29 protein-coding genes are annotated in these 25,862 nt (G+C 34.5%); 17 read left to right on the top strand and 12 right to left on the bottom strand.

Features of this window, described 5'->3' with window-relative positions; genetic code table 11:
* The first annotated feature begins 9 nt into the window (after positions 1 to 9).
* From RM706_RS15200 to RM706_RS15190, 3 genes are all read left to right on the top strand, one after another.
* Positions 10 to 372 (top strand): hypothetical protein, encoded by a 363-nt coding sequence (locus RM706_RS15200; protein WP_311353099.1) that lies wholly within the window; start codon positions 10 to 12, stop codon positions 370 to 372.
* 175 nt (positions 373 to 547) lie between these two features.
* Entirely contained in the window at positions 548 to 1,210 is a 663-nt protein-coding gene (locus RM706_RS15195) for a uracil-DNA glycosylase family protein (RefSeq protein ID WP_311353097.1), read from the top strand.
* Between the two features lie 141 nt (positions 1,211 to 1,351).
* Positions 1,352 to 3,898, top strand: coding sequence for a phosphoenolpyruvate carboxylase (locus RM706_RS15190; protein ID WP_311353095.1), 2,547 nt, complete (start codon positions 1,352 to 1,354; stop codon positions 3,896 to 3,898).
* A gap of 9 nt (positions 3,899 to 3,907) precedes the next feature.
* On the opposite strand, the gene RM706_RS15185 is transcribed toward RM706_RS15190, so the two are convergent.
* Both RM706_RS15185 and RM706_RS15180 read right to left on the bottom strand, forming a co-directional pair.
* Positions 3,908 to 4,333, bottom strand: a complete 426-nt coding sequence (locus tag RM706_RS15185) for a LytR/AlgR family response regulator transcription factor (protein ID WP_311353093.1) — start codon at positions 4,331 to 4,333, stop codon at positions 3,908 to 3,910.
* 165 nt (positions 4,334 to 4,498) lie between these two features.
* Positions 4,499 to 5,998 carry a M20/M25/M40 family metallo-hydrolase gene (locus RM706_RS15180; protein WP_311353091.1) on the bottom strand — a complete coding sequence of 500 codons (1,500 nt, stop codon included), beginning with the start codon at positions 5,996 to 5,998 and terminating at the stop codon, positions 4,499 to 4,501.
* 65 nt (positions 5,999 to 6,063) lie between these two features.
* Between RM706_RS15180 and RM706_RS15175 the strand changes: the two genes are divergently transcribed.
* Positions 6,064 to 7,377, top strand: a complete 1,314-nt coding sequence (locus RM706_RS15175; RefSeq protein ID WP_311353089.1) for a sensor histidine kinase — start codon at positions 6,064 to 6,066, stop codon at positions 7,375 to 7,377.
* 17 nt (positions 7,378 to 7,394) lie between these two features.
* Here RM706_RS15175 and trpA read toward each other — a convergent pair whose 3' ends face one another.
* The 10 genes from trpA to RM706_RS15125 all read right to left on the bottom strand — a co-directional run bounded on the left by trpA (position 7,395) and on the right by RM706_RS15125 (position 15,655).
* Positions 7,395 to 8,159, bottom strand: a complete 765-nt coding sequence (gene trpA / locus RM706_RS15170; RefSeq protein WP_311353088.1) for a tryptophan synthase subunit alpha — start codon at positions 8,157 to 8,159, stop codon at positions 7,395 to 7,397.
* Positions 8,160 to 8,162: 3 nt separating this feature from the next.
* Positions 8,163 to 9,347, bottom strand: a complete 1,185-nt coding sequence (trpB, locus tag RM706_RS15165; RefSeq protein WP_311353086.1) for a tryptophan synthase subunit beta — start codon at positions 9,345 to 9,347, stop codon at positions 8,163 to 8,165.
* A complete protein-coding gene (locus RM706_RS15160; protein WP_311353084.1) occupies positions 9,347 to 9,994 on the bottom strand; it encodes a phosphoribosylanthranilate isomerase in 648 nt (215 codons plus the stop codon). The genes trpB and RM706_RS15160 overlap by 1 nt, the downstream gene beginning before the upstream one ends.
* Positions 9,991 to 10,776 (bottom strand): indole-3-glycerol phosphate synthase TrpC, encoded by a 786-nt coding sequence (trpC, locus tag RM706_RS15155; protein ID WP_311353082.1) that lies wholly within the window; start codon positions 10,774 to 10,776, stop codon positions 9,991 to 9,993. The genes RM706_RS15160 and trpC overlap by 4 nt, the downstream gene beginning before the upstream one ends.
* Complete coding sequence (gene trpD / locus RM706_RS15150; RefSeq protein WP_311353080.1) at positions 10,773 to 11,768, bottom strand: anthranilate phosphoribosyltransferase; 996 nt, start codon at positions 11,766 to 11,768, stop codon at positions 10,773 to 10,775. Before trpD ends, trpC begins: the two co-directional genes overlap by 4 nt.
* Entirely contained in the window at positions 11,765 to 12,331 is a 567-nt protein-coding gene (locus tag RM706_RS15145) for an anthranilate synthase component II (RefSeq protein WP_311353078.1), read from the bottom strand. The genes trpD and RM706_RS15145 overlap by 4 nt, the downstream gene beginning before the upstream one ends.
* Before the next feature lies 1 nt (position 12,332).
* The gene (locus RM706_RS15140; RefSeq protein WP_311353076.1) at positions 12,333 to 13,730 is read right to left on the bottom strand and encodes an anthranilate synthase component I family protein; all 1,398 of its coding nucleotides are present in this window, start codon (positions 13,728 to 13,730) and stop codon (positions 12,333 to 12,335) included.
* 238 nt (positions 13,731 to 13,968) lie between these two features.
* On the bottom strand, positions 13,969 to 14,544 hold the full coding sequence (locus RM706_RS15135) for a YceI family protein (protein ID WP_311353074.1): 576 nt from the start codon (positions 14,542 to 14,544) through the stop codon (positions 13,969 to 13,971).
* Positions 14,545 to 14,574: 30 nt separating this feature from the next.
* A complete protein-coding gene (locus RM706_RS15130) occupies positions 14,575 to 15,207 on the bottom strand; it encodes an NAD(P)H-dependent oxidoreductase (RefSeq protein WP_311353072.1) in 633 nt (210 codons plus the stop codon).
* Position 15,208: 1 nt separating this feature from the next.
* Positions 15,209 to 15,655 (bottom strand): MarR family winged helix-turn-helix transcriptional regulator, encoded by a 447-nt coding sequence (locus RM706_RS15125; protein ID WP_311353070.1) that lies wholly within the window; start codon positions 15,653 to 15,655, stop codon positions 15,209 to 15,211.
* Positions 15,656 to 15,785: 130 nt separating this feature from the next.
* Between RM706_RS15125 and RM706_RS15120 the strand changes: the two genes are divergently transcribed.
* From RM706_RS15120 to hpf, 13 genes are all read left to right on the top strand, one after another.
* Complete coding sequence (locus RM706_RS15120; RefSeq protein ID WP_311353068.1) at positions 15,786 to 16,325, top strand: TlpA disulfide reductase family protein; 540 nt, start codon at positions 15,786 to 15,788, stop codon at positions 16,323 to 16,325.
* 3 nt (positions 16,326 to 16,328) lie between these two features.
* Entirely contained in the window at positions 16,329 to 16,946 is a 618-nt protein-coding gene (locus tag RM706_RS15115) for a thioredoxin family protein (protein ID WP_311353065.1), read from the top strand.
* Positions 16,947 to 17,023: 77 nt separating this feature from the next.
* Complete coding sequence (locus RM706_RS15110; RefSeq protein ID WP_311353063.1) at positions 17,024 to 17,335, top strand: rhodanese-like domain-containing protein; 312 nt, start codon at positions 17,024 to 17,026, stop codon at positions 17,333 to 17,335.
* Positions 17,335 to 17,844, top strand: a complete 510-nt coding sequence (locus RM706_RS15105; protein WP_311353060.1) for a DinB family protein — start codon at positions 17,335 to 17,337, stop codon at positions 17,842 to 17,844. The genes RM706_RS15110 and RM706_RS15105 overlap by 1 nt, the downstream gene beginning before the upstream one ends.
* A gap of 22 nt (positions 17,845 to 17,866) precedes the next feature.
* On the top strand, positions 17,867 to 19,150 hold the full coding sequence (locus RM706_RS15100) for a DUF2851 family protein (RefSeq protein ID WP_311353058.1): 1,284 nt from the start codon (positions 17,867 to 17,869) through the stop codon (positions 19,148 to 19,150).
* A gap of 8 nt (positions 19,151 to 19,158) precedes the next feature.
* Positions 19,159 to 19,386, top strand: a complete 228-nt coding sequence (locus RM706_RS15095) for a PspC domain-containing protein (protein ID WP_311353056.1) — start codon at positions 19,159 to 19,161, stop codon at positions 19,384 to 19,386.
* 2 nt (positions 19,387 to 19,388) lie between these two features.
* Entirely contained in the window at positions 19,389 to 20,396 is a 1,008-nt protein-coding gene (locus tag RM706_RS15090) for a potassium channel family protein (RefSeq protein ID WP_311353054.1), read from the top strand.
* A gap of 87 nt (positions 20,397 to 20,483) precedes the next feature.
* A complete protein-coding gene (locus RM706_RS15085) occupies positions 20,484 to 22,091 on the top strand; it encodes an alanine/glycine:cation symporter family protein (RefSeq protein ID WP_311353052.1) in 1,608 nt (535 codons plus the stop codon).
* A 13-nt stretch (positions 22,092 to 22,104) separates the two neighbouring features.
* Positions 22,105 to 22,980, top strand: coding sequence for a ComEA family DNA-binding protein (locus RM706_RS15080; RefSeq protein WP_311353050.1), 876 nt, complete (start codon positions 22,105 to 22,107; stop codon positions 22,978 to 22,980).
* A gap of 9 nt (positions 22,981 to 22,989) precedes the next feature.
* Positions 22,990 to 24,159, top strand: a complete 1,170-nt coding sequence (locus tag RM706_RS15075) for an acyl-CoA dehydrogenase family protein (RefSeq protein ID WP_311353048.1) — start codon at positions 22,990 to 22,992, stop codon at positions 24,157 to 24,159.
* A gap of 104 nt (positions 24,160 to 24,263) precedes the next feature.
* Positions 24,264 to 24,458 (top strand): 30S ribosomal protein S21, encoded by a 195-nt coding sequence (rpsU, locus tag RM706_RS15070; protein WP_311353046.1) that lies wholly within the window; start codon positions 24,264 to 24,266, stop codon positions 24,456 to 24,458.
* Between the two features lie 126 nt (positions 24,459 to 24,584).
* Positions 24,585 to 25,475 carry a tyrosine-type recombinase/integrase gene (locus RM706_RS15065; protein ID WP_311353044.1) on the top strand — a complete coding sequence of 297 codons (891 nt, stop codon included), beginning with the start codon at positions 24,585 to 24,587 and terminating at the stop codon, positions 25,473 to 25,475.
* Positions 25,476 to 25,529: 54 nt separating this feature from the next.
* Positions 25,530 to 25,832: a ribosome hibernation-promoting factor, HPF/YfiA family gene (hpf, locus tag RM706_RS15060; RefSeq protein WP_311353042.1), complete on the top strand. Its 303-nt coding sequence runs from the start codon at positions 25,530 to 25,532 to the stop codon at positions 25,830 to 25,832.
* Positions 25,833 to 25,862: the final 30 nt, after the last annotated feature.

The raw sequence follows: 25,862 nt of genomic DNA, 5'->3' as shown, positions 1-25,862 counted from the left end.
GCGTGAGATATGAAAAAAATAGTTTTAGCTTTATGTTTAGTCACAATATTGGTATTTGCATGTACCGATAGAGATGATGAACTGACCTTAGCAAGTATCAGAATATTTAATAATAGCAATCTCAATTTTAACTTGGTCGAAGTAATTGCAGACAGCTTATTTTATGAAAATGTGCCAGCCGATGGTTTTTCAGAATACCTAAGCTATGACGAGGCTTTCGAGGCAATGCCATTTTCTATAAGCACAGATTCGGCAGATTTTAATTTCACACCTGATGAACTAGAACTTGACTTACTACCAATAGGCTTGTATACCTATGAAATAACTATTTCTGATGAAGGTGAGATAGTACTGAACTTTAAGATTGATTAGATTTTTTTAGGGGCAGACTTTATTTTTAATACGTTTCTTTCTTAGTTCTTAAACTTCATTTGTAGTTTTCACATACTTGGTCTGAAACCTCTTGTTTTTCAAACCATGGTAATTGTTCCTTAGTGGTTCAAAAAGACCATCTTTTTAAAACCTATTTATGGTTTAACTTTGAAGAATGTTTTTACATAAACATCCTTATCCACCTTTTCTCTTTGAAGGTGTCAGAAAAGTAATAGTTGGTACGCTACCACCTCCGCGTTTTTCGACTGGCGATTTAAAAGAAGGTGATGTCAATTTTTGCTATGGAAGTCGGGATGGGCAACTTTGGCCAATATTGAATGAAATTTTTAAGTTGAACCTAACATTTGCCACTAATAATAAAGCGATTCATGAGCGAAAGGCTTTTTTAAAAACCCATAAAATAGGAATTTGTGATATTGTGGATAGTGCTGAACGGCAAAAAATCGATGCTTCCGATTTAGGAATGGCAAATGTACGACTTCGAAATATTTTAAAATATTTAGAAGATTTTCCTTCTATTGAAACATTGCTTTTTACAGGAGGGAACAGCAAGAACGGACCTGAATATTTTTTCAGAAAGCATTTAAAAGTAAGTAGTGTCGGTTACAATGTGGTGTCAAATGTGGTGCCTCGCATACATCAATTTGAGCATCCTAAAACAAAAAGGACCATTAAAACAGTTTCTTTGATAGCTCCTTCAGGAGCGGCTAACAGAGCGGTTGGCAGTTTAAGATTATATAAAGATTTAAAAGATAAGAATCCAAATTTCAACACTTTTAACTTTAGAGTACTTCAATATAGAGAACATTTTATATAATAGAACTTTAAGGTGTTATGTTTTGATGAAACAGTGATAAATATGTGATTTGACGAAAATTTAATTTTAGATTTGGTATTCTATGACGACCTTTGAATTTGCTTAAAATTTTATTGGTCGGTATTAATGTAAATTATTCAAATGCAACAATCAAAGCGTATAACAGAGTTTAAAAAATCAGTTACCAATAAGTTTAATATCTACAATAGCTTATTCTTGAGTTTACCGTACACCAATATGGAAAATGTTGGAATGTTGGTGCCATTGCTTTTTGAACAATGTGAGAAAGGTTTGCAAGCGGGTAAAAAGCCACAAGATATTCTTGAGGGTTTTTTCTCTAACTATACTGATTTTAAGAAGGAAAAAGAACGCTTAGATTTTATGTTTCGCATTATTCAATATGTTGAACGTCAGGTGGTTTTATACGATAGTGTTGAAGATGCTGCCTTTCCGAAATTGCAAGAATATACGAACTCACTTACAATTAAAGATTACTTTAGATTGGTAGATCAGAACAAAGATTGGGATAAAATTTCCGCTAAGCTCAGCACTTTCAGTGCAAGAATTGTACTTACAGCGCACCCAACACAATTTTACACACCTTCGGTTTTAGATATTATTGCTGAATTACGTGCTTTGATTGATGAGAACCGAATTGATGATATTGACTTGACCCTGCAACAGTTGGGATTAACATCATTGATAAATGCTAAAAAACCAACTCCTCTAGATGAGGCAAAAAATATTATTTACATTCTTCGTAATACCTATTATCAAGCTGTGGGCGAACTTTTTCAATATGTTAAAAGAAATGCGCACACCACTGATTTTAACAATTATGACATTATAAAGCTGGGTTTTTGGCCAGGTGGTGATAGAGATGGCAACCCATTCGTAACAGCAAGCATAACCAATGAAGTTGCTGATGAACTTCGTCTTACTTTGATGAAGTGTTACTACAATGACTTAAAAGTATTGCGAAAAAAACTAACGTTCAAAGCATTACAAGATCCTTTGAACGCATTGAACGTTAAACTCTATAAGGCAATGTTTCAAGAGAATTTTTTGGTTAGCTATTCAGAAATTATTGAAAAATTAGAAGAGGTTAAAAAATTGTTAGTAGCTCATTACCACTCTTTGTATTTAGATGATTTGAATCAACTAATTGATAAGGTGCATATTTTTAAAACGCATTTTGCAACTTTAGATATCCGTCAAGACCACAGTAAGCATTATTTAGCTATTGAAACCATTTTAAAACAAAAAGGAGCAATAAAGAAAAGTTTAGGTGAATTAAGTGAGAAAGAATTGTCTGATTGGTTGTTGATGAAAGAAATCAAATTAAGTCCATCAGATTTTGATATTGATATTGTCAAAGATACCATAACTAATATTCAGCAATTAAAAACTATTCAGGCCAAAAATGGTGAAGATGGTTGTAATCGTTATATTATAAGTAATTCTGAAGATATTTTTTCGGTGCTTTTTGTATTCGGATTGTTTAGATGGTGTGGATGGAAAGAAGAAGATATCACATTTGATATTGTACCACTTTTTGAAACGATGAAAGGTATGGATGCTTCAAAAGAAGTAATGCAAACTCTTTTTGACACACCCCAATATCGCTCTCATTTAGAACGCAGAAAAGATTCGCACACCATAATGTTAGGGTTTTCCGATGGCACAAAAGATGGAGGTTATCTGAAAGCAAACTGGTCTATTTTAAAAACAAAAGAAACCTTGAGTAAAGTGTGCCGTAAAAATGGCATCAAAGCGAAGTTTTTTGATGGTAGGGGAGGACCACCGGCTAGAGGTGGAGGAAAAACACACCGTTTTTATGCTGCACAAACTAAAGATGTTGCCAATCATGAGATTCAGTTGACCATACAAGGACAAACTATTACAAGTACTTATGGCACTAAAGCACAATTTGTTCATAATGCAGAACAATTATTAACCGCTGGTCTAAGTAACAATTTATTTGGAAAAGAATATACCATATCTGCTTCTGAACGTGAACTGATTGAAGAATTATCTGAGATAAGTTTTGCCAAGTATGATTCTTTAAAACAGCATGAAAAGTTTATGCCTTATTTAGAGCAACGTAGTACTCTTAAATATTATTCTAATGCAAATATTGGTAGCCGTCCAGGTAAAAGAGGAAACAAGAAGCAATTGACGTTATCTGACTTAAGAGCCATTTCTTTTGTGGGTTCATGGAGTCAGTTGAAGCAAAATGTACCTGGATATTTTGGGTTGGGCACAGCCATACAAAAATTAAAAGATAATGGACGATTAAATGAAGTTAAAAAGCTTTATAAAGAAGTTCCTTTTTTTAGGGCATTGATGCATAACAGTATGATGTCATTGGCAAAAACGAATTTCGACCTGACCAGTTATATGAAAGAAGACGAAGAGTACGGTGACTTTTGGAATATACTAGATCAAGAATGTCAATTGTCTGAGAAGATGTTATTACAAATATCTGGGCATAAAATTTTGATGGAAGATGAGGCGGTTTCTAGGGAATCTGTTAAGATTCGAGAGAAGATTGTATTGCCGTTGTTAGTAATTCAACAAAATGCACTTTACGAAATCACAAAGAATTCAACTTATAAAGAACTTTACGAAAAAATTGTAACTAGATCTTTATACGGTAACATCAACGCAAGCAGAAACTCTGCTTAATATTTTACCTTAGTTAAAATTTGATAGAAGTTCAGAAAATAAGAATGTAGAACTTTGTTTCTGTATTTCTCTTTCGAGCTGTATTTGCTTGATAATTTTATCAACTGCTTGTTCAAACCGTTTTTTTGGCATAGGCTTGATCAAAAAGTCATTAATACCATATTCAAATGCTGGTTGTGCAAAATGAGACCATGTAGAGTTCATTATGATAGCAGCATTAATTTCAATACTGTCTAATAGTTCAAAAGCATCAACTTGATCCATTAATACATCTAGAAAGACGATATCGACTTTATAATCATAAATGGCTTTGATTCCTTCATAAGGGTTCGCATAAGAACCAATCAACTCTAGTTTTGTGTGGTTTTTGACCAAAAAGGAAGTTGCTAAACGCTGAATTGACGAATCGTCAATAACTATAGTAGAGTATTTCATGTGGTAGGTTAGATTTGGTTTAGTAAAATTATGTCAATAACTTCTTAACGCCATGAAATATGGTTACACAGCATATGTTATCCGTTAAAACTCAGTTTTTAATAAGTTTTAAAAGCCTTAAAATACTTTTATCGAAGTTATGGGCATTTTAAACAATCCTTTTGATTAAGGTTTAGAGGATAGCAATCCATAAAATGCTCGTATGCCGTATGCTAGTTGCCCAATCTTTAAATTTTCATTGGGACTATGTTGATTATTATCATGATTCACCATTGGTACTATAAAAGCTGGAATTTTTAACTCGTTAATAAAAGGTGCAATTGGCACAGTGCCGCCCATGATTCTGATTTGAATGATCTCTTCATTAAAGTTTTCTAACATGGTGTTCACCAAAAAATTCCCATACGAATTGTTTAAATCAGTTCTGAAAGCGTCGGTAACACTACCTTCTTTTACGGTTACTATTCTCTCATACTTAAGACGTTCTTCTTTTGAGGGTATATGATTAAGTATTTGAAAGCCCTGTTTAGCAATATGTTCTTTAACTAGTTTTTTTAATCGATTGCCATCCGATTCTGGTACCAATCGTAAATCTAGTTCCGCAGTAGCACTTTCAGGAACTATCGTTCGGGCTTCCTTACCAATCCAACCAGAACCTAATCCACGGATATTTAAACTAGGGTATTGCAAAGCTTCTTGATAAAAAGAGCCTACTTTTTCCGCGGTTTTAAACGCTAACTTATTTGCAATCTCATTATCGTTATCCGGAACACTTTTTAATACTTCTTGGATTGCATCATCAATTTGAATACCGTCATAATAGCCAGGTATTAGAACTTTACCATCCTTATCTTTCATAGAAGCTAATAGTTGTGCTAACTGAAAGCCGGGATTAGGGGCGTAATTACTATAATGACCACTATGCTGAGGTTTTATAGGACCATAAGTGGTTAGCGAAAGTGTCGTTATACCGCGACAACCGTAAACTACAGTCGGCTTGCCAGATGAATGCATTGGACCATCAGTTATGAGTAGAAAGTCAGCCTCTAATAATTCACGATATTGTTTAACTGCTTTTGGTAAAGGTTTACTTCCTTTTTCTTCTTCGCTATCTAAAATCACCTTAACGTTAAAAGGCATTTCCGTACTTTCTTTTTTAAGTAAGTCAATAGCATTTAAGAACATTACTATAGGACCTTTGTCATCTGAAGTTGAGCGACCAAACAAACGCCAATCATAAGGAATATCTTCGAGCATATCATCAAATGGATGTGTTTCCCAATCATCTCCAGAGGGTTCTTTTAAGACAATATTATATGGGCTTGGTTGATCCCATTTACTCGCATCAACAGATTGCCCATCAAAATGCATATAAAATAGTATGGTTGGTTTGTCATCTTCTAGAGGTAGGGCAGCAAAAAATAAAGGGTGATTTTCAGTTTCTAATTCTGTAGTATTGAATCCACGTTCACTAAACTTTTTCTTTAACCAAAAAATGTTATCATCAATGTCATCGCCATTCAGAGCGTCATTCGGTATCGCTACAAAATCTCTAAGCTCAGTAATAGCCTTGGCGACTTGAGATTTTATTATGGTAGAATCGTTTATTTGGCTAAAAGTATGAAGGCTTAAAAAAACAAAAAGTATGGCAAAAGTGTGTTTCATCTAAAAGTTAAATTAAAATGTAAGAAAATACATCGTTATTCGTTTGAAATTAAATAAAACCCCAAATGGAGACCTACCTAAATTCAATTTCTAAAGATAAACAAGTGCTTGTTCCTATACGTAGTACAAGTGTTATTTTTCACATCTTGATTCTTTTAGTATTAGCAGGGTTAGCAACTAATTTTTTTACCGAATATGGTATTGGAGGGTTTAATAAATATTCGCTAAAACACTTGTTTGTATTCTGTACGGTCTTACTTACCGCAATTATTTGGAAGGTTAATTGGGTGTCGACAAGTTTGATGTTTTTGGTTCTCGTATATATAAATATTCTTTCTTCAACAATTTATCTGCCATTCAGGGTAGAAGATTCAGGTTCAAATTTTGAAGGATATTTTCTAAGGGTAGAGATGATTGTGTTTGTAATGGGTTTATTGCTTGCTGTATTTGAAAAACCATATCATCAACTGGTGGTTATTATTTATAATACGCTATATATCACTGCATGTATTTTATTAGTACCACAAATGGCTTTAGGTAAATTTATCTTAGCATTCATTTTAATTTCTTCGGTTGGGGCTATTAGCTATTTTGTTTTCGAAAAAGTAATTTTGATGAGGCAAGATTTACGGGAGCAGAACGAACTTAGTCTAAAGCAAAATATAGAATTGCAAGAACTTACTAGTTTTAGAAAAGAAATTGTTCAAATTATCGCGCATGATTTGAAGACTCCCATTCATCAAATTTCAATTCTTGCTGAGATTACAAAGAATTCAAAGTCAAGGGTAGATATAAACAATAATCTTGATTTACTTAAAAAGTCAGTTGATAAGACATATGTTATGTTAGAAGGCCTTCTTGATTGGGCAATGCAAACTGATGATACTATTAAAAGTTATATGCACCTTGATATAAGAGCTGTTGTAGAGGAGTTAAAGGAGCAATTTTCTGAGAAATTAAATTATAAAAAACTAATAGTTTCAAATGGGCTGTCAAGTGACTTTAAGTTGTTTTATTCAAAACAAGTTTTTGAGACTGTTATGCGAAATCTTTTGACCAATGCAATTAAGTTCTCACCCTCTGATGAGAAAATTGTTGTTAAAGCTGCCGAGCATAATGATTATTATTCTTTTTCAATCAAAAACAAGGCAAATGCCGTTGATCTTAAAAAGCTTAACCTCGTTAATCGCGGAGAGCATGTCGAGAGTACGTTAGGTACTTCTAACGAAAGAGGTTCTGGCAAGGGGCTTTCAATTGTAAAGCAAATGCTTGCTAAAAATAACGGGGAACTGCACTTAAAAGGCCTCAAAGATGGAGTTGAAGCTATTTTGAAAATATATAAAACAGCGCTTCCCGTTAAGACCAAGGGAGTTATATAAATGATGAAATGACCAACTTAATTTCTAATCTTTTTTATAAAATCACTTATGTTACTGTTGCCGGAGGTTGTTAAATGTTTAATAAATGCAGAACCGATTATAGCTCCTTTTGCAGTTCTAGTAGCTTGTTGAAAGGTTTCTGCATCTTTGATGCCAAAACCAACTATTTGTGGGTTTGCGAGATTCATAGAAGCAATCCGATCAAAGTAAGCCTCTTGTTCCTTTCCAAAACCAGATTTTGAACCCGTTACACTTGCTGAACTTACCATATAAATAAATCCTTCAGAAGCATCATCTATTTGACGAATACGAGATTCGCTTGTTTGCGGCGTAATTAAAAATATATTTAATAAACTATGTTTTTTAAAGATGGTTTCGTAATCATCTTGATAAACATCTAACGGAAGGTCAGGCATTATAATACCATCAACACCAATGTCTGAACACTTTTTACAAAATGCTTCTACCCCATATTGAAGCATGGGGTTAAAGTAACCCATCACAATCAGTGGAATAGAAACGGATTTACGTATGTCTTTTAATTGTGCAAAAAGGGTTTGAGTGGTCATCCCATTTTTTAATGCAGCGGTTGAACTTTTTTGAATGGTCGGGCCATCTGCTAATGGATCGCTAAAAGGCAATCCAATTTCAATCATGTCTACACCACTTTTTTCTAAATCTTGAATGATTTTTGCCGTGTGGTTTAAAGCAGGGTAGCCAGCAGTAAAATATATAGAAAGGAGTTTTTTATCCTCCAGCATTTTTTGGTTTATTCTATTCATGGTTTAAGCCAGCTTAAAGTAATCAATATAGGTTTGTAAATCTTTATCTCCTCGTCCAGATAAGCTAATCACGACGATGTCTTTAGGCTCAAACTTTTTATGCTCAAAAATGGCAAAAGCATGACCAGTTTCAATTGCAGGGATAATACCTTCCAATTGTGACAATTCCAATCCTGCGGTCATTGCTTCATCATCGGTAGCGGAATAAAATTCTGCTCGACCAGATTTGTATAAATGTGAATGCATGGGGCCTACCCCTGGATAATCCAATCCTGCAGAAATGGAATACGGTTCTGTTATCTGTCCATCATCTGTTTGCATCAACATAGTTTTACATCCGTGAATAATACCCACCTTACCCAAGGCCGAAGTCGCAGCACTTTCATCAGTATCGACACCTTTACCTGCAGCTTCGACAGCGATGATACCTACTTCAGCTTCGTCTAAAAAATGATGGTATGTTCCTGCCGCGTTGCTTCCTCCACCTATACAGGCCACAACATAGTCCGGGTTTTCACGACCTTCTTTCTCCTTTAGTTGCCATTTAATTTCTTCCGATATGACCGATTGAAACCTGGTTACCATATCAGGGTAGGGGTGAGGGCCAATGGCAGAACCAATAATATAATGCGTATCTACAGGATTGTTGATCCAATCGCGAATAGCCTCGTTTGTAGCATCCTTTAATGTTCTACTTCCTGATAGTGCGGGTCGAACCTCTGCGCCCAACATTTTCATACGTGCTACATTTGGTGCTTGACGAGTGATATCGATTTCACCCATGTATACAATACATTCTATACCCATAAGGGCACAAACTGTTGCAGTCGCAACGCCATGTTGTCCCGCGCCAGTTTCGGCAATTATTCTAGTTTTTCCCAGCCTCTTGGCCAACAAAATCTGACCTATGGTATTGTTTACTTTATGAGCACCGGTATGATTTAAATCTTCTCGTTTTAAATAAACCTTACAATTGTATTTTTCTGATAAACGTTGCGCGAAATAGAGCGGTGATGGTCTACCCACATAGTCTTTTAGTAGTCGATGGAATTCTTTTTGGAAAGATTTCTCATACATGATATCCAAATACTTTTGGCGCAATTCTTCCACATTTGGATAGAGCATTTCTGGGATGAATGCTCCTCCAAATTCTCCATAATATCCTTTTTCGTCAGCGTGATATTTCATTAGTTGTCGGTTAATTTCTTTTTAAACTCTTTTAAATCCTCAATATTCTTTAGTCCAGGCGCCTCTTCAAACATGCTATTGACATCAATAGCATAACAGTATTTTGATTCTGGTCTACCTAGAAATTCTTCAATTTGCTTTGAATTATCCAATCCGATACCCCCACTCAAAAAATAGGGTTTGGTCGAAGGATAGTTTTTTAAAACTGACCAATCAAAAGTATATCCGTTACCGCCTGGTAATTTTCCTTTGGTGTCAAATAAAAAGTAATCACATATTTCTTCGTAGGGTTGTAAAATCGAAAAGTCAAATTCATCTTTGATCGAGAATACTTTAATGATTTTCAAATCGAAAATCTGGTCTTGTTTTAGGGTATTATACGAATAGCGGAGACTTTTGCAATACTTAGGTGATTCTTTTCCATGCAACTGCACTGCATTTAACTTATATTTTTTTATTTTTTCTAAAATAGTATCAATGCTTGCATCGACAAATACACCAATCTTATTAATTTCAACTGGTAGTGTTGGAATTTCCCCATCAAAAAACCGTGATGATGACTCCCAAAATATAAAGCCCAAATAATCAGGTTGCATTGCTGCCACTTCTTCAGGATTATATTTCATTCCACACACTTTTAGTTTCATACTTCTAGTTTAGTGATAAACTCTTTTGCAGCCTTCCCGGGGTTTTCCGTCTTCATAAAATTCTCACCAATTAGAAAACCTTGATAACCATATTCTTTTAAGCCTTTAATAGCGTCAATTGAACTGATTCCACTTTCAGATACTTTTACAAATTGATCAGGAATTACTTCTGATAACTTCTTACTTATATTTAAGTTAACTTCAAAGGTTTTGAGGTTGCGGTTGTTGACGCCCAGCATATCTAAACTGGGCATGATAGATTTATGTAATTCTTTCTCATTATGTACCTCTAATAAGACATCCAATCCCAAGTTTTTTGCCAACTCTGATAATGCTTTTATTTCTGTTTTAGATAACACGGCGGCTATTAGTAAAATAACATCGGCCCCATGTGCCTTTGCTTCTATAATTTGATATTCATCTATGATGAATTCTTTTCTAAGCAACGGCATTTCAACAGAAGCCCTAGCCAAAATCAAATCTTCCAATGATCCCCCAAAGTATTTGATATCTGTTAAAATACTCATACCAGAAACACCTGCGTTTTCATAGCCATGGGCGACTTGACCCACATTAGTATTTTGATTAATAGTATGCTTTGATGGTGAACGACGTTTGTGTTCGGCAATGATACCTGTTTTGCTATTTCGTAAAACATTAGATAGCGATTGTGCTTTTCTATCGAAAAGAACAGATTGCTCCAATTGAGAAGTAGGGACTAAACTTTTTTTAAGTTTAACCTCTTTTCGTTTATCAGCAATTATTTTGTCTAGAATATTCATTGGGCGCTTATTGCTTGTAACTCTTTTAATGCTTTCAATCCACTTCCGCTTAGCAAAGATTCTTTAGCTTTTTCAAAACCTTGCTTTGGTGTACTTCCATTAACTGTTGCGATGGCAACGCCCGCATTGGCACAAACTACATTGTTTTGAGCTTCTGAACCTCGTCCGTTTAATATGTCTAAAAAGATTTGGGCAGAATCGGCAATATCATTACCGCCAACAATTTCTTCTGCAGTTATTGTCCCTAGTCCAAAATCAGAAGGTGTAATTATTCCTTCTGAACCATTAGAAATTGTTTTGGTATTTCCTGTTAAACTGATTTCATCATATCCGTCAAGTGCATGAAGTACTGTAAAATTCTTATCTGTATTTTGATATAGGTATCCATACATTCTTGCCAGTTCCAAATTAAAAACACCTACCATCTGATTCTTAGGAAAAGCCGGATTTACCATTGGACCCAGCATATTGAAAAAGGTCTTTACCGCTAATTCTTTTCTGATAGGCGCAACATTTTTCATAGCTGGATGAAACAAGGGTGCGTGTAATACACAAATACCAGCTTCATCAATAGATTTTTTTAGAAAGTCAGCTTCATTACTGAATTTAATTCCTAAAAACTCCATGACATTGCTACTTCCACATTTTGAAGAAACTCCATAATTACCATGTTTGGTGACTTTAATTCCAGCACCGGCAGTCACAAAAGATGCAAGCGTAGAAATATTAAAGGTGTCTTTACCATCGCCACCTGTACCACATAAATCAATTGGATTGTATGCTGATAAATCAATTGCCAAACATAATTCTAGCAGAGCATCACGGAAACCTTCTAGTTCTTCGATGGTGATGCTTCGCATCATGTAAACCGTCAAAAAAGCCGCAATTTGACTAGCATTATAATCACCTTTTGCAATATTGACCAAAATTTGTTTGGCATCTTCTTTTTCGAGGATGTCATGATTGATAAGTCTATTTAATATTTCTTTCATTTGTTCAACCAATTTTTTAAGATTTGTTTTCCGTGTGGCGTTAAAACAGATTCAGGGTGGAATTGAACGGCACGCACATCAAATTCTTTATGTTTTAATGACATTATTTGTCCATTTTCATCAAAAGACGTTGCTTCTAAATTATTCGGTAAATCGGTGTTTACTACCCAAGAATGATATCTGCCAACCTCAAGCTCCTTTGGTAGTCCTTCAAAAATATAATCAGCTTCTGTAATTTTGATAGTCGTGGCGACCCCATGATATACTTGATCTAAATTCACTAAAGTGCCTCCGTAGACTTCTGCGATAGCTTGTTGCCCTAAACATACTCCAAGAATTCGCTTTTTAGAACCATACTTCTCAATAATTGGTTTTAATAGACCAGCTTCATCAGGAATTCCTGGGCCTGGTGATAAAACAATTTCTTTATAGGAGTGAACTTCCTTCAAACTCAATTGGTCGTTTCGCTTTACAATAACTTCGCAATCCAAATCCTCTAAATAGTGAACCAAATTAAAGGTGAAACTATCGTAATTGTCTATCATTAATATCTTTCTGCCCATTTTAAATAGTTTCAGCAATTTCTAAGGCTTTATTTAAGGCTCCTAGTTTGTTGTAAGTTTCTTGAAGCTCATCATTGGCATCGGAGGCAGCGACCAGTCCTGCACCTGCTTGAAAATGAAGTTCATGATTTTTACTCAAAAAAGTACGAATCATTATGGCATGATTAAAGTTTCCTTTGAAATCCATAAAACCAATGGCTCCACCATAATATCCACGACTTGTTTTTTCATATTTTTCAATCAATTGCATCGCCATATGTTTTGGAGCTCCGCTTAAAGTCCCTGCGGGGAAGGTATCTGCTACAATCTTTAGAGTAGAAATATCAGGTTTTTTAATACCCGTAACTTTGGAAACCAAGTGGATTACATGAGAAAAATATTGAACTTCTCTATACGTTTCTACATTGACAAGGTTTCCATTTCTACTGAGGTCGTTTCGAGCTAAATCTACCAACATTACATGTTCGCTATTTTCTTTGTCATCTTGAGCCAACTGTTTAGCCAGTTCTGCGTCTTTTTCATCATTTCCAGTACGTTTATAGGTTCCTGCAATAGGGTGAATCTCTGCTTTACCGCCTTTAACAATCAACTGCGCCTCTGGAGAACTTCCAAAAATTTTGAAATCGCCGTAATCGAAAAAGAATAAGTATGGTGAAGGATTTATAGACCTTAAAGCTCGATATACATTAAATTCATCACCCTTAAAACCTTGAGAAAATCTTCTAGAAAGTACTAATTGAAAAACATCGCCCCGTTGACAATGTTTTTTCGCCAATGCAACATGTTCTTTATAAGCCTCATCTTCTAAATTAGTTTTGACATCACCTTCTTTTGAAAAATTATAGGACGCGAAACTTCGAACTTTTAATACCTGTTCTAATTGTGATATGTTGTTTTCACTTTCAAAACAATGGGCAAAAAGATAGGCCTCATTTTTAAAATGATTTATTGCTATGATGTTCTGGTAAACTGCATAATAGATGTCAGGAATCTCAATAGAATTCTCTTTTTTTGACAACGCTATATCCTCATAATAGCGCACAGCATCGTAAGCCATAAACCCGAATAGGCCATTAGTGATGAATTTAAAATCTTGATTCTCAACGGAGAATTGTTTGGCAAAAGAATCAATCTCTTGGGTAACCTCAATGTCTTTAGTAATTTTAATTTCTGTTTGACTTCCATCAGGAAACTCTTTGGTAATAACTTCATCTTCAACCTTGATTGATGCGATTGGGTTGCAGCAGACATAGGAAAAACTATTATCATTCGCATGGTAATCACTACTCTCTAAAAGAATACTGTTCGGGAACTTATCCCTGATTTTTAGATAAACACTAACAGGTGTGATGGTATCCGCTAGAATTTTTTTGTAATGTGTTTTAAGTTTAAAAGCCATAATTAATGCTATAAATTAAAAAAGGCTTGTCGTGATGACAAGCCTTTATATATTTTTCAATAGGGACTAGTTCACGATTTAAGTCGTAAATTATTCCACCACCATGTGTTATTTATTATTTTCATTGGTTCAAATATAGAAATCAATTTGAAACTATCAAACAAAGAAATGTGATAAAAAAAATATCCTGCCAATTGACAGGATATTTTTCTTTTCTCTTCCAAAGATTATGAATGAATTAGAATTCTAAGTCAACTACTAAATCAAATTCGTCATAAATGGTTTTGTCTCCTAAATTTTCAAAGAAACTTCCTGAACCATATTTTACATTGTACTGTGCTCTATCAACTTTCAGTGTCGCAGTAGCTTTGCTTCCATAAACAGAAACATCAAAAGTCACAGGCTTATTAATACCTTTTATGGTTAAGTCTCCGGTTACTTTGTATGAGTTTTTTCCAGAAGCTTCAACTTTGGTGAAAACTAATGTAGAAGTTGGGTTAGAAGCTGTTGAAAAGAAATCATCAGAATTTAAATGTCCATCTAATTTTGCTTTATAGTCACCTTCTAAATCAGTTACGTTAATAGTGGTCATATCTACTGTAAACTCACCACCAGTGAGTTTGCCTTCGTCAAATTCTAATGCACCAGATTTAAGCGCAATGGTTCCTGTATGTGAGCCGGTTACTTTGTATGCTTTCCAAGTTACTGTGCTTGCATCAGTTTTTACTTCTTTTTTTTCTCCGTCAATGGGTCCAGCGATTACAGTTGAACAGAATACTAAGGTTAGGGCTAAACTTAAAATGTTCTTTTTCATGATTTTAAAATTGAATTTGTGTTTATTGATTTATATATAAGTAAATAATTCTTCTTTTGATTTACGAACCTTTGCGTAATGTTGGGTTTCATCTTCATCAGAGCGATATCCTATTGGTAACGCAACACTTGCATTCAATCCTTTTTCTATAAGCCCTAAAATTTCATTATATTTTTCTGGCTCAAAACCTTCCATTGGACAAGTGTCAATTTTAAGTTCTGCGGCGGCTTGCATTAAGTTGCCCAGAGCAATGTAGACTTGTTTTGCGGTCCAATTGGTTTTAACTTCTTCAGGTAAATCAACTATTTTTGATTTTGCAAAATCGGAGTACCCTTTTAGATTTTCTAATGGTACGTTTCTAACTTTTGACAAGTTGTTCAAATAATCGTCTACCAGTTCCCCACCAAAATTGGTCTGGTTTGCAAAGATTATAAGATGTGAAGCATCGGTGATTTGAGATTGGCCCCATGAAACTGGTTTTAGTTTTTCTTTTATGGCCTGATCTGTTATTATAAAAACATGATACGGTTGAAGTCCATAAGATGATGAACTTAAACGGGTTGCTTCAAGCAACAGTTCCAAATCTTTGTCTGAAACCTTCTTAGTGCTGTCAAATTTTTTAGTGGCATAACGCCAGGTTCTATTTTCTAATATGTTATTCATTCTAAAATTTATCTAGTAACTGATTTAATTCTTTCAATTCAAATTCGGTAAAATTCTGAACGGCAATAGTCTCTGCGGTTTTTATAACGTCACTCATTTGGTCCAGAACTTTTTCTCCTTCTTTAGTTATAAAAATTTCAACTTTACGACGATTGGTTTCACAAACACATCTGTTTACAAATCCTTTTAAAATCAATTTATCAACAAGTCTTGTAGTATTGCTCATTCTAGAGACCATACGTTCATTCAAAGTGGATAAATTCGCAGCAGTACCTTTTTGACCTTTTAAGATTCTTAGCACATTAAATTGTTGTAGTGAAACTTCAAATGGCTTTAAGGCATTTCCCATAGCTTCACTTAGCTTATTGCTTACAAGAGACAAGTGAATAATCGTCCTTGTCTGCAATGGAATTGTCTTATTCGTTTTTATGATTTCTTCTACATTCATGTCATTACAACAATTGTATATACAAATGTATATTTGTTTTTCATTCTTTTCTATATGAAATCGATAAATTTTTGTTAAAAAATTATAAGCAATGTAGGATTGACTAATTTTAGATTTCAATACCATGTAAATGAAGTATTTATCAGTTTTCACCCTTTTAATGCTTTTTGTTGCCTGCGGCTCTAAAAAGGAAAAAGAAAACACCGAAGAGTTATTGACAGAAACTAAAGTCGAAGTTCCAAATTCTAATATTCCTTTTCCAATTTATGACTTTGACGGTTTAGAGCCTTTATTGAAAAAAGAAGGTGATAAAACATATATCATAAATTTTTGGGCTACCTGGTGTAAACCATGCATCGAAGAGATGCCTTATTTTGAAAGAACATATCAAGAACAAAAAGCAAGCGGTGTTGAAATGATTTTGGTAAGTTTAGATATGCCCTCAATGTGGGAGAAAAGATTAGTACCATTTGTGAAGAAAAATGATTTAAAAGGAGAGGTAGTTATTTTAGACGACCCAAAAATGAACGATTGGATTCCAAAAATTGATACCGATTGGCAAGGGGGAATTCCTGCAACCTTAATTTATAATAAAGATAGGAGAACGTTTTACCCTCATGGGTTTACTTATGAGGAATTGAATAATGAACTTAATAAATTTATCAATTAGAAAATGAAAACACTTAAATCAATTGGTTTTGCTTTACTACTAACTGTTTTTTCATCATTTGGCGTAAATGATTATCCTGCTGCCACTGGATATGGTATTGGGGATATTGCTGCAGACTTCTCTTTAAAAAACATTGATGGCGAAATGGTTTCGCTTTTAGATTTTAATACTGCGAAGGGCTTCTTAGTAATTTTCACATGTAACACTTGCCCTTATTCGGTGGCTTATGAAGACCGTATTATTGCTTTAGATGCTAAATATAAATCCCTTGGGGTTCCTGTTATTGCAATAAATCCTAATAACCCTGATATCCAGCCTGGCGATAGTTTTGATGCCATGAGGGTTCGCGCCAAGGAAAAAGAATTTTCATTTCCTTATTTATTGGACGATGGGCAAGAGGTATATCCGCAATATGGAGCACAACGCACACCACATGTTTTTCTGTTAGAAAAAAATGAGACAGGCAATATGGTGCGCTACATTGGTGCCATTGATGATAACTATCAAGATGCTTCGCAAGTGGAAGATAAATATGTTGAAGATGCAGTAGATGCAATGCTATCTGGTACAGAGATTGAAGTGACCTTGACAAAGGCCATAGGATGCGGTATAAAGGCATAATCAGAAAAATTAATAGTTTTAGGTCCGGAGTTTTGCTTCGGACTTTTATTTTTGAAAAACTTAATTTGATAAAAAAGATGGATTTGACTCAAGAAGAGTGGGCGGAACAATTAAAGAATGATGATAATGCTTTTGTTCTAGATGTTAGAACACCCGAAGAAGTAGAAGAGGGCTATATAGCTAATTCAGCTAATATTGATATCTATTTAGGACAGGGCTTTATGGATGAGATTCAGAAATTAGATACTTCTAAAAACTATTACGTCTATTGCCGTTCTGGAAATCGTAGCGGACAAGCCTGTGCTATTTTAAACAGTATTGGTATAGAAAATGCCTATAATTTAGAAAGTGGTTTTATGAATTGGGAAGGTGAGGTGGTTGAACCTTAATGTTTTCTGATTTCATCATAGCCGAATTGGAGCAACATAAAAAAGTATTTGAGACTCTTTTAGTTGCTGTAACAAAAGAAACTCATTTGTTTAGACCGTCACCTGATTCATGGTGTTTGCTTGAGGTCACTTGCCATTTGCGAGACGAGGAAGTTTATGATTTTAGAGCAAGAGTAAGACATGCTTTGGAGGCACCTAATGCCCTGCTAAAACCTATTAGTCCAAAAACATGGCCTTTAGAGCATGATTATTTAAATAAAGACTTTCAAAAGGTTACGCGACAATTTTTAGAAGAACGAAGTAATTCTATCGCATGGTTAAAAGGTCTAAAAAATGCTTCTTGGAACAATAAGATTTTGCATCCTGATTTAGGAGAGCTCTCTGCTAGAACATTTTTAGAGAATTGGTTGGCTCATGATTACCTTCATATTCGTCAAATCAATAAGATTAAGAGAGCTTATTTAAGCCAAGTTTCAAATGATGATTTAAGTTACGCAGGTAATTGGTGATCAATTTTCCTATTTTAGTCAAATGCGTGAAGATTTACTTCATTTTATATGGAACACCCATAAAGTTCAACCCAAACAGCTTAAAACGACAAAAGGCGAACCTCTGGTAATTTGGAATTATGGAATACATAACCATGGTTCAGGTCCTGATTTTTTCAACGCCAAAGTTGAAGTTGAAGGGCAACTATGGGCAGGCAATGTAGAAATGCACATTAAAGCTTCTGATTGGTATGCCCATGGTCATGAAACCGATAGTAACTATGATAACGTTATTCTTCATGTGGTCTGGGAAGATGACGTTTTGGTTTTCAGAAAAGATAAGACTGAAATACCAACTTTAGAACTTAAAAACGTTGTCACTCCTAATCTTTTAGATTCTTATCAAAAGCTATTTAAAAATAGCAATCACAAATTTGTTAACTGCGAAAATGATTTTGCAGACGTTGATGATTTTATTCTTGACAACTTGCTCCAACGACTGTATTTTGAAAGATTAGAGCAAAAGTCTAAGCTTATTTTTGATTTACTTAAAGATTCAAAAAATGATTGGGAAAAGGTGTTATTTACCTTGTTGCTCAAGAATTTCGGATTAAAAGTAAATGGAGATTCATTTTTATCAATTGCAAAGGCTTTAGATTTTTCAGTAGTCCGTAAGCTTCAAAATGATGTGAGAGCTCTTGAAAGTGTTTTGTTTGGAATGGGTGGATTGTTCGATAAAGAAGAGATAACCGATAATTATTTTTCTGAGCTTAAAAGGGAATTTGATTTTCAGAGCAAGAAGTTTAAACTTTCAGGCACCCAAATTCAAAAACCTGAATTTTTTAGATTGCGACCGCACAATTTTCCTACAATTCGGCTATCTCAAATTGCAAATTTATATGGTTCACAGCAAAATTTGTTTAGGGATCTAATGAACGCTGATACTTTAGTAAAGATTCAGACTTTTTTTAAGATATCAGCAAGTTCGTATTGGCATAACCATTTCACATTCGGAAAAGAATCGAGCTCCAGCTCAAAATCTTTATCAAAAGACTTTATTGATCTACTACTTATAAATACCATAATCCCCTTAAAATTTTGCTATGCCAAAAAACATGGAAAAGATGTTAATGATGAATTGGTTAGTTTGATTACAGTTTTGAAACCTGAGAAGAATACTATTATTAACAATTTCGATAAAGTAGGCAAGAAAACAAAGAATGCACTTCAAAGTCAGTCAAAGATTCAATTGTATAACGAATACTGCAGTAAGAACCAATGTTTGAAATGTGCAGTAGGTGCAAGTCTTTTAAATCGAATTAGCTAATTTTGAACATGCGCTGGATTTACGACATCTTATATTATTTTCAAAAAAGAGGGTTTGAGGTTTGTAGAAGAATAGCGGAGCGTTTGGGTATTCGTGCAAGAGTAGTAAGAACTACTTTTATTTACCTCACGTTTGCTACTCTTGGTTTCGGATTTGCGTTATATCTTTTTATTGCTTTTTGGTTGAAAATAAAAGATTTGGTGTATACCAAACGAACTTCTGTATTTGATTTATAGTTATGTATAAACTATTTCGTTCAAAAATTGCAATTGCATTAACTTTAATGCTCTTGGTATTTTTTGTTGGTGTTTTGGGATATCGTCTAATAGCCGATTTCTCATGGGTCGAATCGGTTTATATGACGATTATAACCATAACGACGGTAGGTTTTGCAGAAGTGCGTCCATTGGATGCAAATGCACAAATTTTTACCGTATTTTTAATTGTAAGTAGTGTTTTTATTTTCGGTTTTGCCATTTCGGTCATATCAGAATATATCTTAAGTAGAAATTCACTGCAGCTTCTAAAGAAAAAGAAAGTGAAAAATAAAATTAAAAGCTTATCAAACCATGTAGTGGTTTGTGGATATGGGAGAAATGGTAAACAGGCAGCAGAAAAATTAAAAGCCTATAATAAACCATTTGTGGTTATTGAAAAGGATAAAGAATTGATTGAATCACATGAGGATGAGGTGCTTTTTGTTGAGGGAGATGTAAATGAGGATGAGGTTTTGTTAGAAGCAGGAATTAAAAGGGCACAATATTTAGTAGCAGCTTTACCTGATGATGCTGTCAATCTTTTTGTCGTGCTCTCGGCCCGACAGCTGAACGAAAACCTATTCGTTATTAGTAGAGCATCACAAGTAACATCCGTAAAAAAATTAGAATTTGCTGGAGCCAATAAAGTCATTATGCCAGATAAAATAGGCGGTGATCACATGGCTTCATTAGTTGTTATGCCAGATTTAGTGACCTTTATGGATAAATTATCGGTAGAAGGAGAGCATACCACGAATTTAGAGGAAGTTGAAATTGAAGACTTTCAAGGTCAATTGAACTGTAATTCCATAAGAGATTTAGACCTTAGACGAAAGACAGGTTGTACCATTATTGGGTATATAACCCCAAATGGACGTTATATCATAAACCCTGAGGCTGACCTTGAGTTAGAATCTAAAGGGAAAGTTATTGTTTTGGGTAGGCCAGAGCAGATTGATAAGTTGAACCAGATGTTTCAGTTGGACTAGTTTAACAATTAATAAATTTGATTCCATTGAATTTTTTTAGGATATTGTCAGCTTTACATCAAATTAACGTAACCAAATAACATAATTATGAAGTATAAACTTCTTGCAATTCTCACTATGCTGTTTCCATTGCTATCTTCCGCTCAGGAAACTGAAGAATTGGGACTTGACCAAAAGATTGACCAAGCCTTTCAACCAGTATCTTCGTTTTTTGAAAGTGTTATATTTTTTGAAATTGCTGGGACTCCCTTTGTACTTATTTTGTTGGTAGGGAGTGCATTGTTTTTTACGCTTTATTTCGGTTTTCCTAACATCAGATATTTTTGGACTGCTATTAATGTAGTCCGAGGAAAGTATGATGATCTAGAAGGTGCAGAAGGTCATGGGGTTGAAAAAGCGGAGGTAAATATTGTAGATGGTGATTTACCGGATACTATACGTGATGAAAGCGAAGAAGGGGAGGTAAGCCATTTTCAGGCCTTAGCTACCGCAGTTTCTGGTACCGTTGGTAATGGAAATATTGCAGGTGTCGCTCTGGCGATTGCATTGGGTGGTCCGGGAGCAACGTTTTGGATGATTGTATGCGGTTTGATAGGGATGTCCACAAAATTTGTTGAATGTACCCTAGGTGTTCAATATCGTGATGTAGGGGAAGACGGAACCGTATATGGTGGACCTATGTATTACATTAGTAAGGGGCTAAAATCAAGAGGATTTAAAACTTTGGGCAAAATTGCAGCAGCTTTGTTTGCTATTTTTTGTATTGGGGGTTCTTTTGGAGGTGGTAATGCCGCACAGTCGAACCAAGCTACAATTGTAATAAAAGAATTATTTGGTTGGAATAGTACTGCTGCTGGCGCTATTGTTGGAGTTGTTTTGGCTATTGTTGTAGGGGTTATTATAATAGGTGGAATAAAAAGAATTGCTTCTGTTACTGAAAAAGTAGTTCCATTCATGGCTTTGATTTATATTTTATGTTGTTTATATATAATTTTCAGCAATTTTTCACTTATTGATGACGCCATTGGTCTAATTGTCTCTGAAGCTTTTAATCCTACAGCTATGGGGGTTGGTGGTGTAATAGGTGTGTTATTGGTAGGGTTTAGAAGAGCTGCATTTTCAAATGAAGCTGGCGCTGGTTCAGCCTCAATTGCACACTCTGCGGTCAAAACAAAGTATTCAGCTTCCGAAGGATTGGTTGCTTTATTAGAACCTTTTATTGATACTGTGGTTATTTGTACTATGACGGCTTTGGTTATTGTAATTTTCAATTTTGGAGGTTTCTTTGAATATGGAGGTGATGGTTCGGGAGTAGTATTTATTGGCGGAGAAGCATTTGAAGGTGCCGGTATAACATCGAAAGCGTTTGCCGAATACATTCCTTATTCTAAGATATTCTTAACTATAGCAGTAGTATTATTTGCAGTTTCAACTATGATTTCCTGGTCATATTATGGATTACAATCTTGGAAATTCTTGTTTGGTAGAGGTAAGGCTATGGACTTGACGTATAAATTTTTATTCTGCGTATTTGTGATTATTGGAGCGGCAGCGAGTATGGATTCTATTTGGGCATTTTCGGATGCAATGATTTTTGCCATGGTATTCCCAAATATGATAGGGCTTTACTTTTTGTTTCCAGAAGTTAAAAAGCAACTAAAAAGGTATTTGGATGCCATAAAGGCGGCTAACTAAATTTTGATATTATATGAAATCCCACTTCAAGTTCAATAAACAAGAACGAAGTGGGATTCTCTTTTTATTACTTCTTATTATTCTTTTTCAAGGAATTTATTTTTTTGTAAAATCACAACCTTTTTCTAATAAAAATACCAAGGTAATTTTAAATGAAGCTGAGCAAGCTAAGATAGACAGCCTTAAAATAGTTGTCTCAAAAGATTCTGGCTTTAAAATCTATCCTTTTAACCCAAACTTTATAACAGATTACAAAGGTTATACTTTAGGCATGTCGCCTGCAGAAATAGACAGATTGCATACTTTTCGAAAAACAGAAAGTTATGTGAATTCTGCAAAGCAATTTCAAGAAGCCACCAAGGTTTCTGATTCGCTATTGAACGTTATATCTCCGTACTTCAAATTTCCAGAATGGATTGACAAAAGTAAACCGTCTGTAGCGAACAAAACCAATACCTTTCCAAATAAAATTGTTCCATCTACTCAGAAGGTTATAAAAGATTTAAACTCGTTAACAGCTCAAGAACTTAAGACTATTTATGGCATAGGTGATAAACTTTCTGCCCGTATAATAAAATTCAGGGATAGACTTGGAGGGTTTATAATCAATGAGCAGCTATATGACGTTTATGGTCTTGAAAAAGAAGTGGCTGATAGAGTACTAAAGCGATTTCAAATTTTAAATCAACCTATAATTACTAAAATTAATATCAATACTGCATCTACAGCAGAAATAGCAAAACTAGTTTACATTCCATATAAAGTTGCAAACAGAATAGTGGAACAGAGGGAGTTTAATGGGCGTATCAATTCCTTTGATCAATTACTGGAAATCGATGGATTTCCTAAAGAAAAACTAGATAGAATAACCCTATATTTGTCTCTTTAAAAAATTGTTATGAATAGCGTGTACTTCACCCAAGAACATCAACTTTTTAGAGATAGCCTTAAAGATTTTTTGCAAAAAGAAGTTGTACCCCATATTGATAAATGGGAAAATACTGGTACCATTGAACGTTTCATTTGGAAAAAACTTGCTGCTATGGGGTATTTTGGGTTAGCGACGCCGGAATCTGAAGAAGGACTTGGACTAGACCTTTTTTATACCGTTATTTTATTAGAAGAATTACAGAAGATAAATTCTGGCGGTTTTGCAGCGGCCATATGGGCCCATGTTTATTTAGCAATGACCCATTTAAATAAAAATGCCAACCCATCACAAAAGAGAGCATACTTAATTCCCAGTGTAAATGGAGATAAAATAGGATGTTTAGGAGTCACAGAACCTTTTGGAGGAAGTGACGTTGCAAGTATGCGAACTACTGCTATCAAACAAGAAAATTGCTATATCATCAATGGTTCAAAAACCTTTATTACTAATGGAGTTTATGGTGATTACGTCATTCTTGCTGCGAAAACAGACCCAAAAGCTGGTAATAAAGGAATTAGCCTTTTTATTGTAGACTTGAATAGTGATGGAATAACTGCAAATAAATTGAATAAATTAGGGTGGAGAGCGTCTGATACTGCTGAGTTAGCGTTTGATAATGTCAAAGTGCCAACTGAAAACCTAATGGGCGGCGAAGGTACTGGCTTTACATTTATTATGGAAGCCTTTGCCCTTGAGCGTTTGGTTATGGCCATTAATGCTCACGCTAGAGCAGAATATGCATTAGACTATGCGCTGCAATATATGTCAGAAAGAGAAGCATTTGGTAAGTCAATCAATCAATTTCAGGCTTTACGACACCGTTTGGTTGATTTATATGCTGATATGGACCTTTGTAAACACTATAACTATGGTGTTGTAAACAAACTTGATAAAGGGGAATACGCCGTTAAAGAAGCCACAATATCAAAATTGAAATCAACTGAAATGGCAGATGCAGTCATTTATAATTGTTTACAATTTCTTGGGGGTTATGGTTATGTCGAAGATTATCCAATGGCACGTTTGCTGCGTGATAGTCGATTAGGACCTATTGGTGGTGGAACCTCCGAAATTTTAAAAGAAATTGTGGCCAAGATTATTATTGACAAGAAAGAATATAAGTCACCCAATCAATAGAAAATAAAATAAATTCAAATAAGTCTTTTTTGAAAAGGATTCATTTGTATATTTGCAGCCCGATTCATATCGGATATAATCATAAAGAAAGGAGGTTGTAGCCAATGTTAATAATACCAGTAAAAGAAGGAGAAAATATCGATAGGGCTTTGAAGCGTTTTAAAAGAAAGTTTGATAAGACCGGCACAATGCGTCAATTACGCAAGCGTCAACAGTTTACAAAACCTTCGGTTCAACGCAGAGCAGAAATTCAAAAGGCACAGTATATTCAGGGCCTTAGGGATCAAGAGGAAATTTAAGGTCCGAAGATTCATAATAAAATATTAATCCTGTTCATTTATGGACAGGATTTTTTTTGTTTTAAATTCCAAGCTCTTTAAAAAATCACGGTAATCTTATACTTAAGAACTTTGTAACTTTACAATATGTCTTTAGAAGCTTTTACTTCTTATTTGTCCATAGAAAAAAATTATTCGCATCATACAGTCAATGCCTACCAAAAAGATATTTTAGAATTCACTTCGTTTTGCTCTTCCAACTACGATACTATGATGATTGATAATGTTGATTATACTTTAATCAGAAGTTGGATTGTTGACTTGGTGGATAAAGGAATTTCTAATCGAACAATAAATAGAAAGATTGCTTCTTTAAAGGGTTATTATAAGTTTCTCCAAAAAATAGGTCAATTATCCAAGAGCCCTCTTCTAAAACATAAAGCACTTAAAACACAAAAGAAACTGGAAATTCCTTTTTCTGAATTAGAAATGGAAAAAGTGCTTATGCAAATTCCGTTTGAAAATGATTTTGAGGGGATACGTGATAAATTGATTATTGAGTTGTTGTATGCAACAGGTATGAGAAGGGCAGAACTTATCAATTTAAAAGTCGATGATTTTAATGGAACGAAAACTACTTTGAAAGTATTGGGTAAGCGAAATAAAGAGCGTATTATTCCAATCTTACCATCATTGTCCGAACTTTTTACTAGTTACTTATGGTATAGGTCGAGCATAAGTTTGAATGAAAATCAACCATTTCTTTTTTTGACAAAAACAGGTTATAAAATATACGAAACACTTGTTTATAGGGTTATAAATAAGTACTTTAGTATGGTTTCCCCTAAGATAAAAAAGAGTCCGCATATACTTAGGCATACCTTTGCGACTCACTTATTGAATAAAGGGGCTGATTTAAATGCTGTGAAAGAGTTATTGGGTCACTCAAGTTTGGCATCCACACAAGTATACACGCATAACAATATTGCCGAACTGAAGAAAGTACATCTAACTGCCCACCCTAGAAACAAAGAATAGAATTCTTTGTATTGTTTAACCCGTTTGCTTAGAGCAAACCAAAAAACTTAGCATATGAAGGTAAATGCACAATCTGTAAATTTTGTTGCTGATGGAAAACTTATCGGTTTTATTCAAAACCGAATGGATAAATTAGAAACGTTCTACGACAAAGTAATTAGTTCAGACGTATATCTAAAGGTTGAAAATACCAGTGAAAAAGAAAATAAAATTGTAGAGATTAAGGTGCACGTGCCTAGAGATCAGTTTATAGTAAAAAAACAATGTAAATCATTTGAAGCTGCTGTTGATTCTGCTTGCAGTTCTTTAGAGCGTCAATTGGTAAAAAAGAAAGAAAAAATGAGGGCACATGTCTGATTAAAATTTTTCACAATTTGTTTTGATTAA

Source organism: Croceitalea rosinachiae, assembly GCF_031846445.1.
Taxonomy (GTDB): domain Bacteria; phylum Bacteroidota; class Bacteroidia; order Flavobacteriales; family Flavobacteriaceae; genus Croceitalea; species Croceitalea rosinachiae.
Note: the sequence above shows the minus strand (reverse complement) of the source record. Positions and strands in the feature narration are given on the sequence as shown.

Coding starts and splice junctions, on each gene's coding strand:
- RM706_RS15200 (WP_311353099.1), top strand. CDS start 10: ATGAAAAAAATAGTTTTAGCTTTATGTTTAGTCACAATATTGGTATTT.
- RM706_RS15195 (WP_311353097.1), top strand. CDS start 548: ATGTTTTTACATAAACATCCTTATCCACCTTTTCTCTTTGAAGGTGTC.
- RM706_RS15190 (WP_311353095.1), top strand. CDS start 1,352: ATGCAACAATCAAAGCGTATAACAGAGTTTAAAAAATCAGTTACCAAT.
- RM706_RS15185 (WP_311353093.1), bottom strand. CDS start 4,333: ATGAAATACTCTACTATAGTTATTGACGATTCGTCAATTCAGCGTTTA.
- RM706_RS15180 (WP_311353091.1), bottom strand. CDS start 5,998: ATGAAACACACTTTTGCCATACTTTTTGTTTTTTTAAGCCTTCATACT.
- RM706_RS15175 (WP_311353089.1), top strand. CDS start 6,064: ATGGAGACCTACCTAAATTCAATTTCTAAAGATAAACAAGTGCTTGTT.
- trpA (WP_311353088.1), bottom strand. CDS start 8,159: ATGAATAGAATAAACCAAAAAATGCTGGAGGATAAAAAACTCCTTTCT.
- trpB (WP_311353086.1), bottom strand. CDS start 9,347: ATGAAATATCACGCTGACGAAAAAGGATATTATGGAGAATTTGGAGGA.
- RM706_RS15160 (WP_311353084.1), bottom strand. CDS start 9,994: ATGAAACTAAAAGTGTGTGGAATGAAATATAATCCTGAAGAAGTGGCA.
- trpC (WP_311353082.1), bottom strand. CDS start 10,776: ATGAATATTCTAGACAAAATAATTGCTGATAAACGAAAAGAGGTTAAA.
- trpD (WP_311353080.1), bottom strand. CDS start 11,768: ATGAAAGAAATATTAAATAGACTTATCAATCATGACATCCTCGAAAAA.
- RM706_RS15145 (WP_311353078.1), bottom strand. CDS start 12,331: ATGGGCAGAAAGATATTAATGATAGACAATTACGATAGTTTCACCTTT.
- RM706_RS15140 (WP_311353076.1), bottom strand. CDS start 13,730: ATGGCTTTTAAACTTAAAACACATTACAAAAAAATTCTAGCGGATACC.
- RM706_RS15135 (WP_311353074.1), bottom strand. CDS start 14,544: ATGAAAAAGAACATTTTAAGTTTAGCCCTAACCTTAGTATTCTGTTCA.
- RM706_RS15130 (WP_311353072.1), bottom strand. CDS start 15,207: ATGAATAACATATTAGAAAATAGAACCTGGCGTTATGCCACTAAAAAA.
- RM706_RS15125 (WP_311353070.1), bottom strand. CDS start 15,655: ATGAATGTAGAAGAAATCATAAAAACGAATAAGACAATTCCATTGCAG.
- RM706_RS15120 (WP_311353068.1), top strand. CDS start 15,786: ATGAAGTATTTATCAGTTTTCACCCTTTTAATGCTTTTTGTTGCCTGC.
- RM706_RS15115 (WP_311353065.1), top strand. CDS start 16,329: ATGAAAACACTTAAATCAATTGGTTTTGCTTTACTACTAACTGTTTTT.
- RM706_RS15110 (WP_311353063.1), top strand. CDS start 17,024: ATGGATTTGACTCAAGAAGAGTGGGCGGAACAATTAAAGAATGATGAT.
- RM706_RS15105 (WP_311353060.1), top strand. CDS start 17,335: ATGTTTTCTGATTTCATCATAGCCGAATTGGAGCAACATAAAAAAGTA.
- RM706_RS15100 (WP_311353058.1), top strand. CDS start 17,867: ATGCGTGAAGATTTACTTCATTTTATATGGAACACCCATAAAGTTCAA.
- RM706_RS15095 (WP_311353056.1), top strand. CDS start 19,159: ATGCGCTGGATTTACGACATCTTATATTATTTTCAAAAAAGAGGGTTT.
- RM706_RS15090 (WP_311353054.1), top strand. CDS start 19,389: ATGTATAAACTATTTCGTTCAAAAATTGCAATTGCATTAACTTTAATG.
- RM706_RS15085 (WP_311353052.1), top strand. CDS start 20,484: ATGAAGTATAAACTTCTTGCAATTCTCACTATGCTGTTTCCATTGCTA.
- RM706_RS15080 (WP_311353050.1), top strand. CDS start 22,105: ATGAAATCCCACTTCAAGTTCAATAAACAAGAACGAAGTGGGATTCTC.
- RM706_RS15075 (WP_311353048.1), top strand. CDS start 22,990: ATGAATAGCGTGTACTTCACCCAAGAACATCAACTTTTTAGAGATAGC.
- rpsU (WP_311353046.1), top strand. CDS start 24,264: ATGTTAATAATACCAGTAAAAGAAGGAGAAAATATCGATAGGGCTTTG.
- RM706_RS15065 (WP_311353044.1), top strand. CDS start 24,585: ATGTCTTTAGAAGCTTTTACTTCTTATTTGTCCATAGAAAAAAATTAT.
- hpf (WP_311353042.1), top strand. CDS start 25,530: ATGAAGGTAAATGCACAATCTGTAAATTTTGTTGCTGATGGAAAACTT.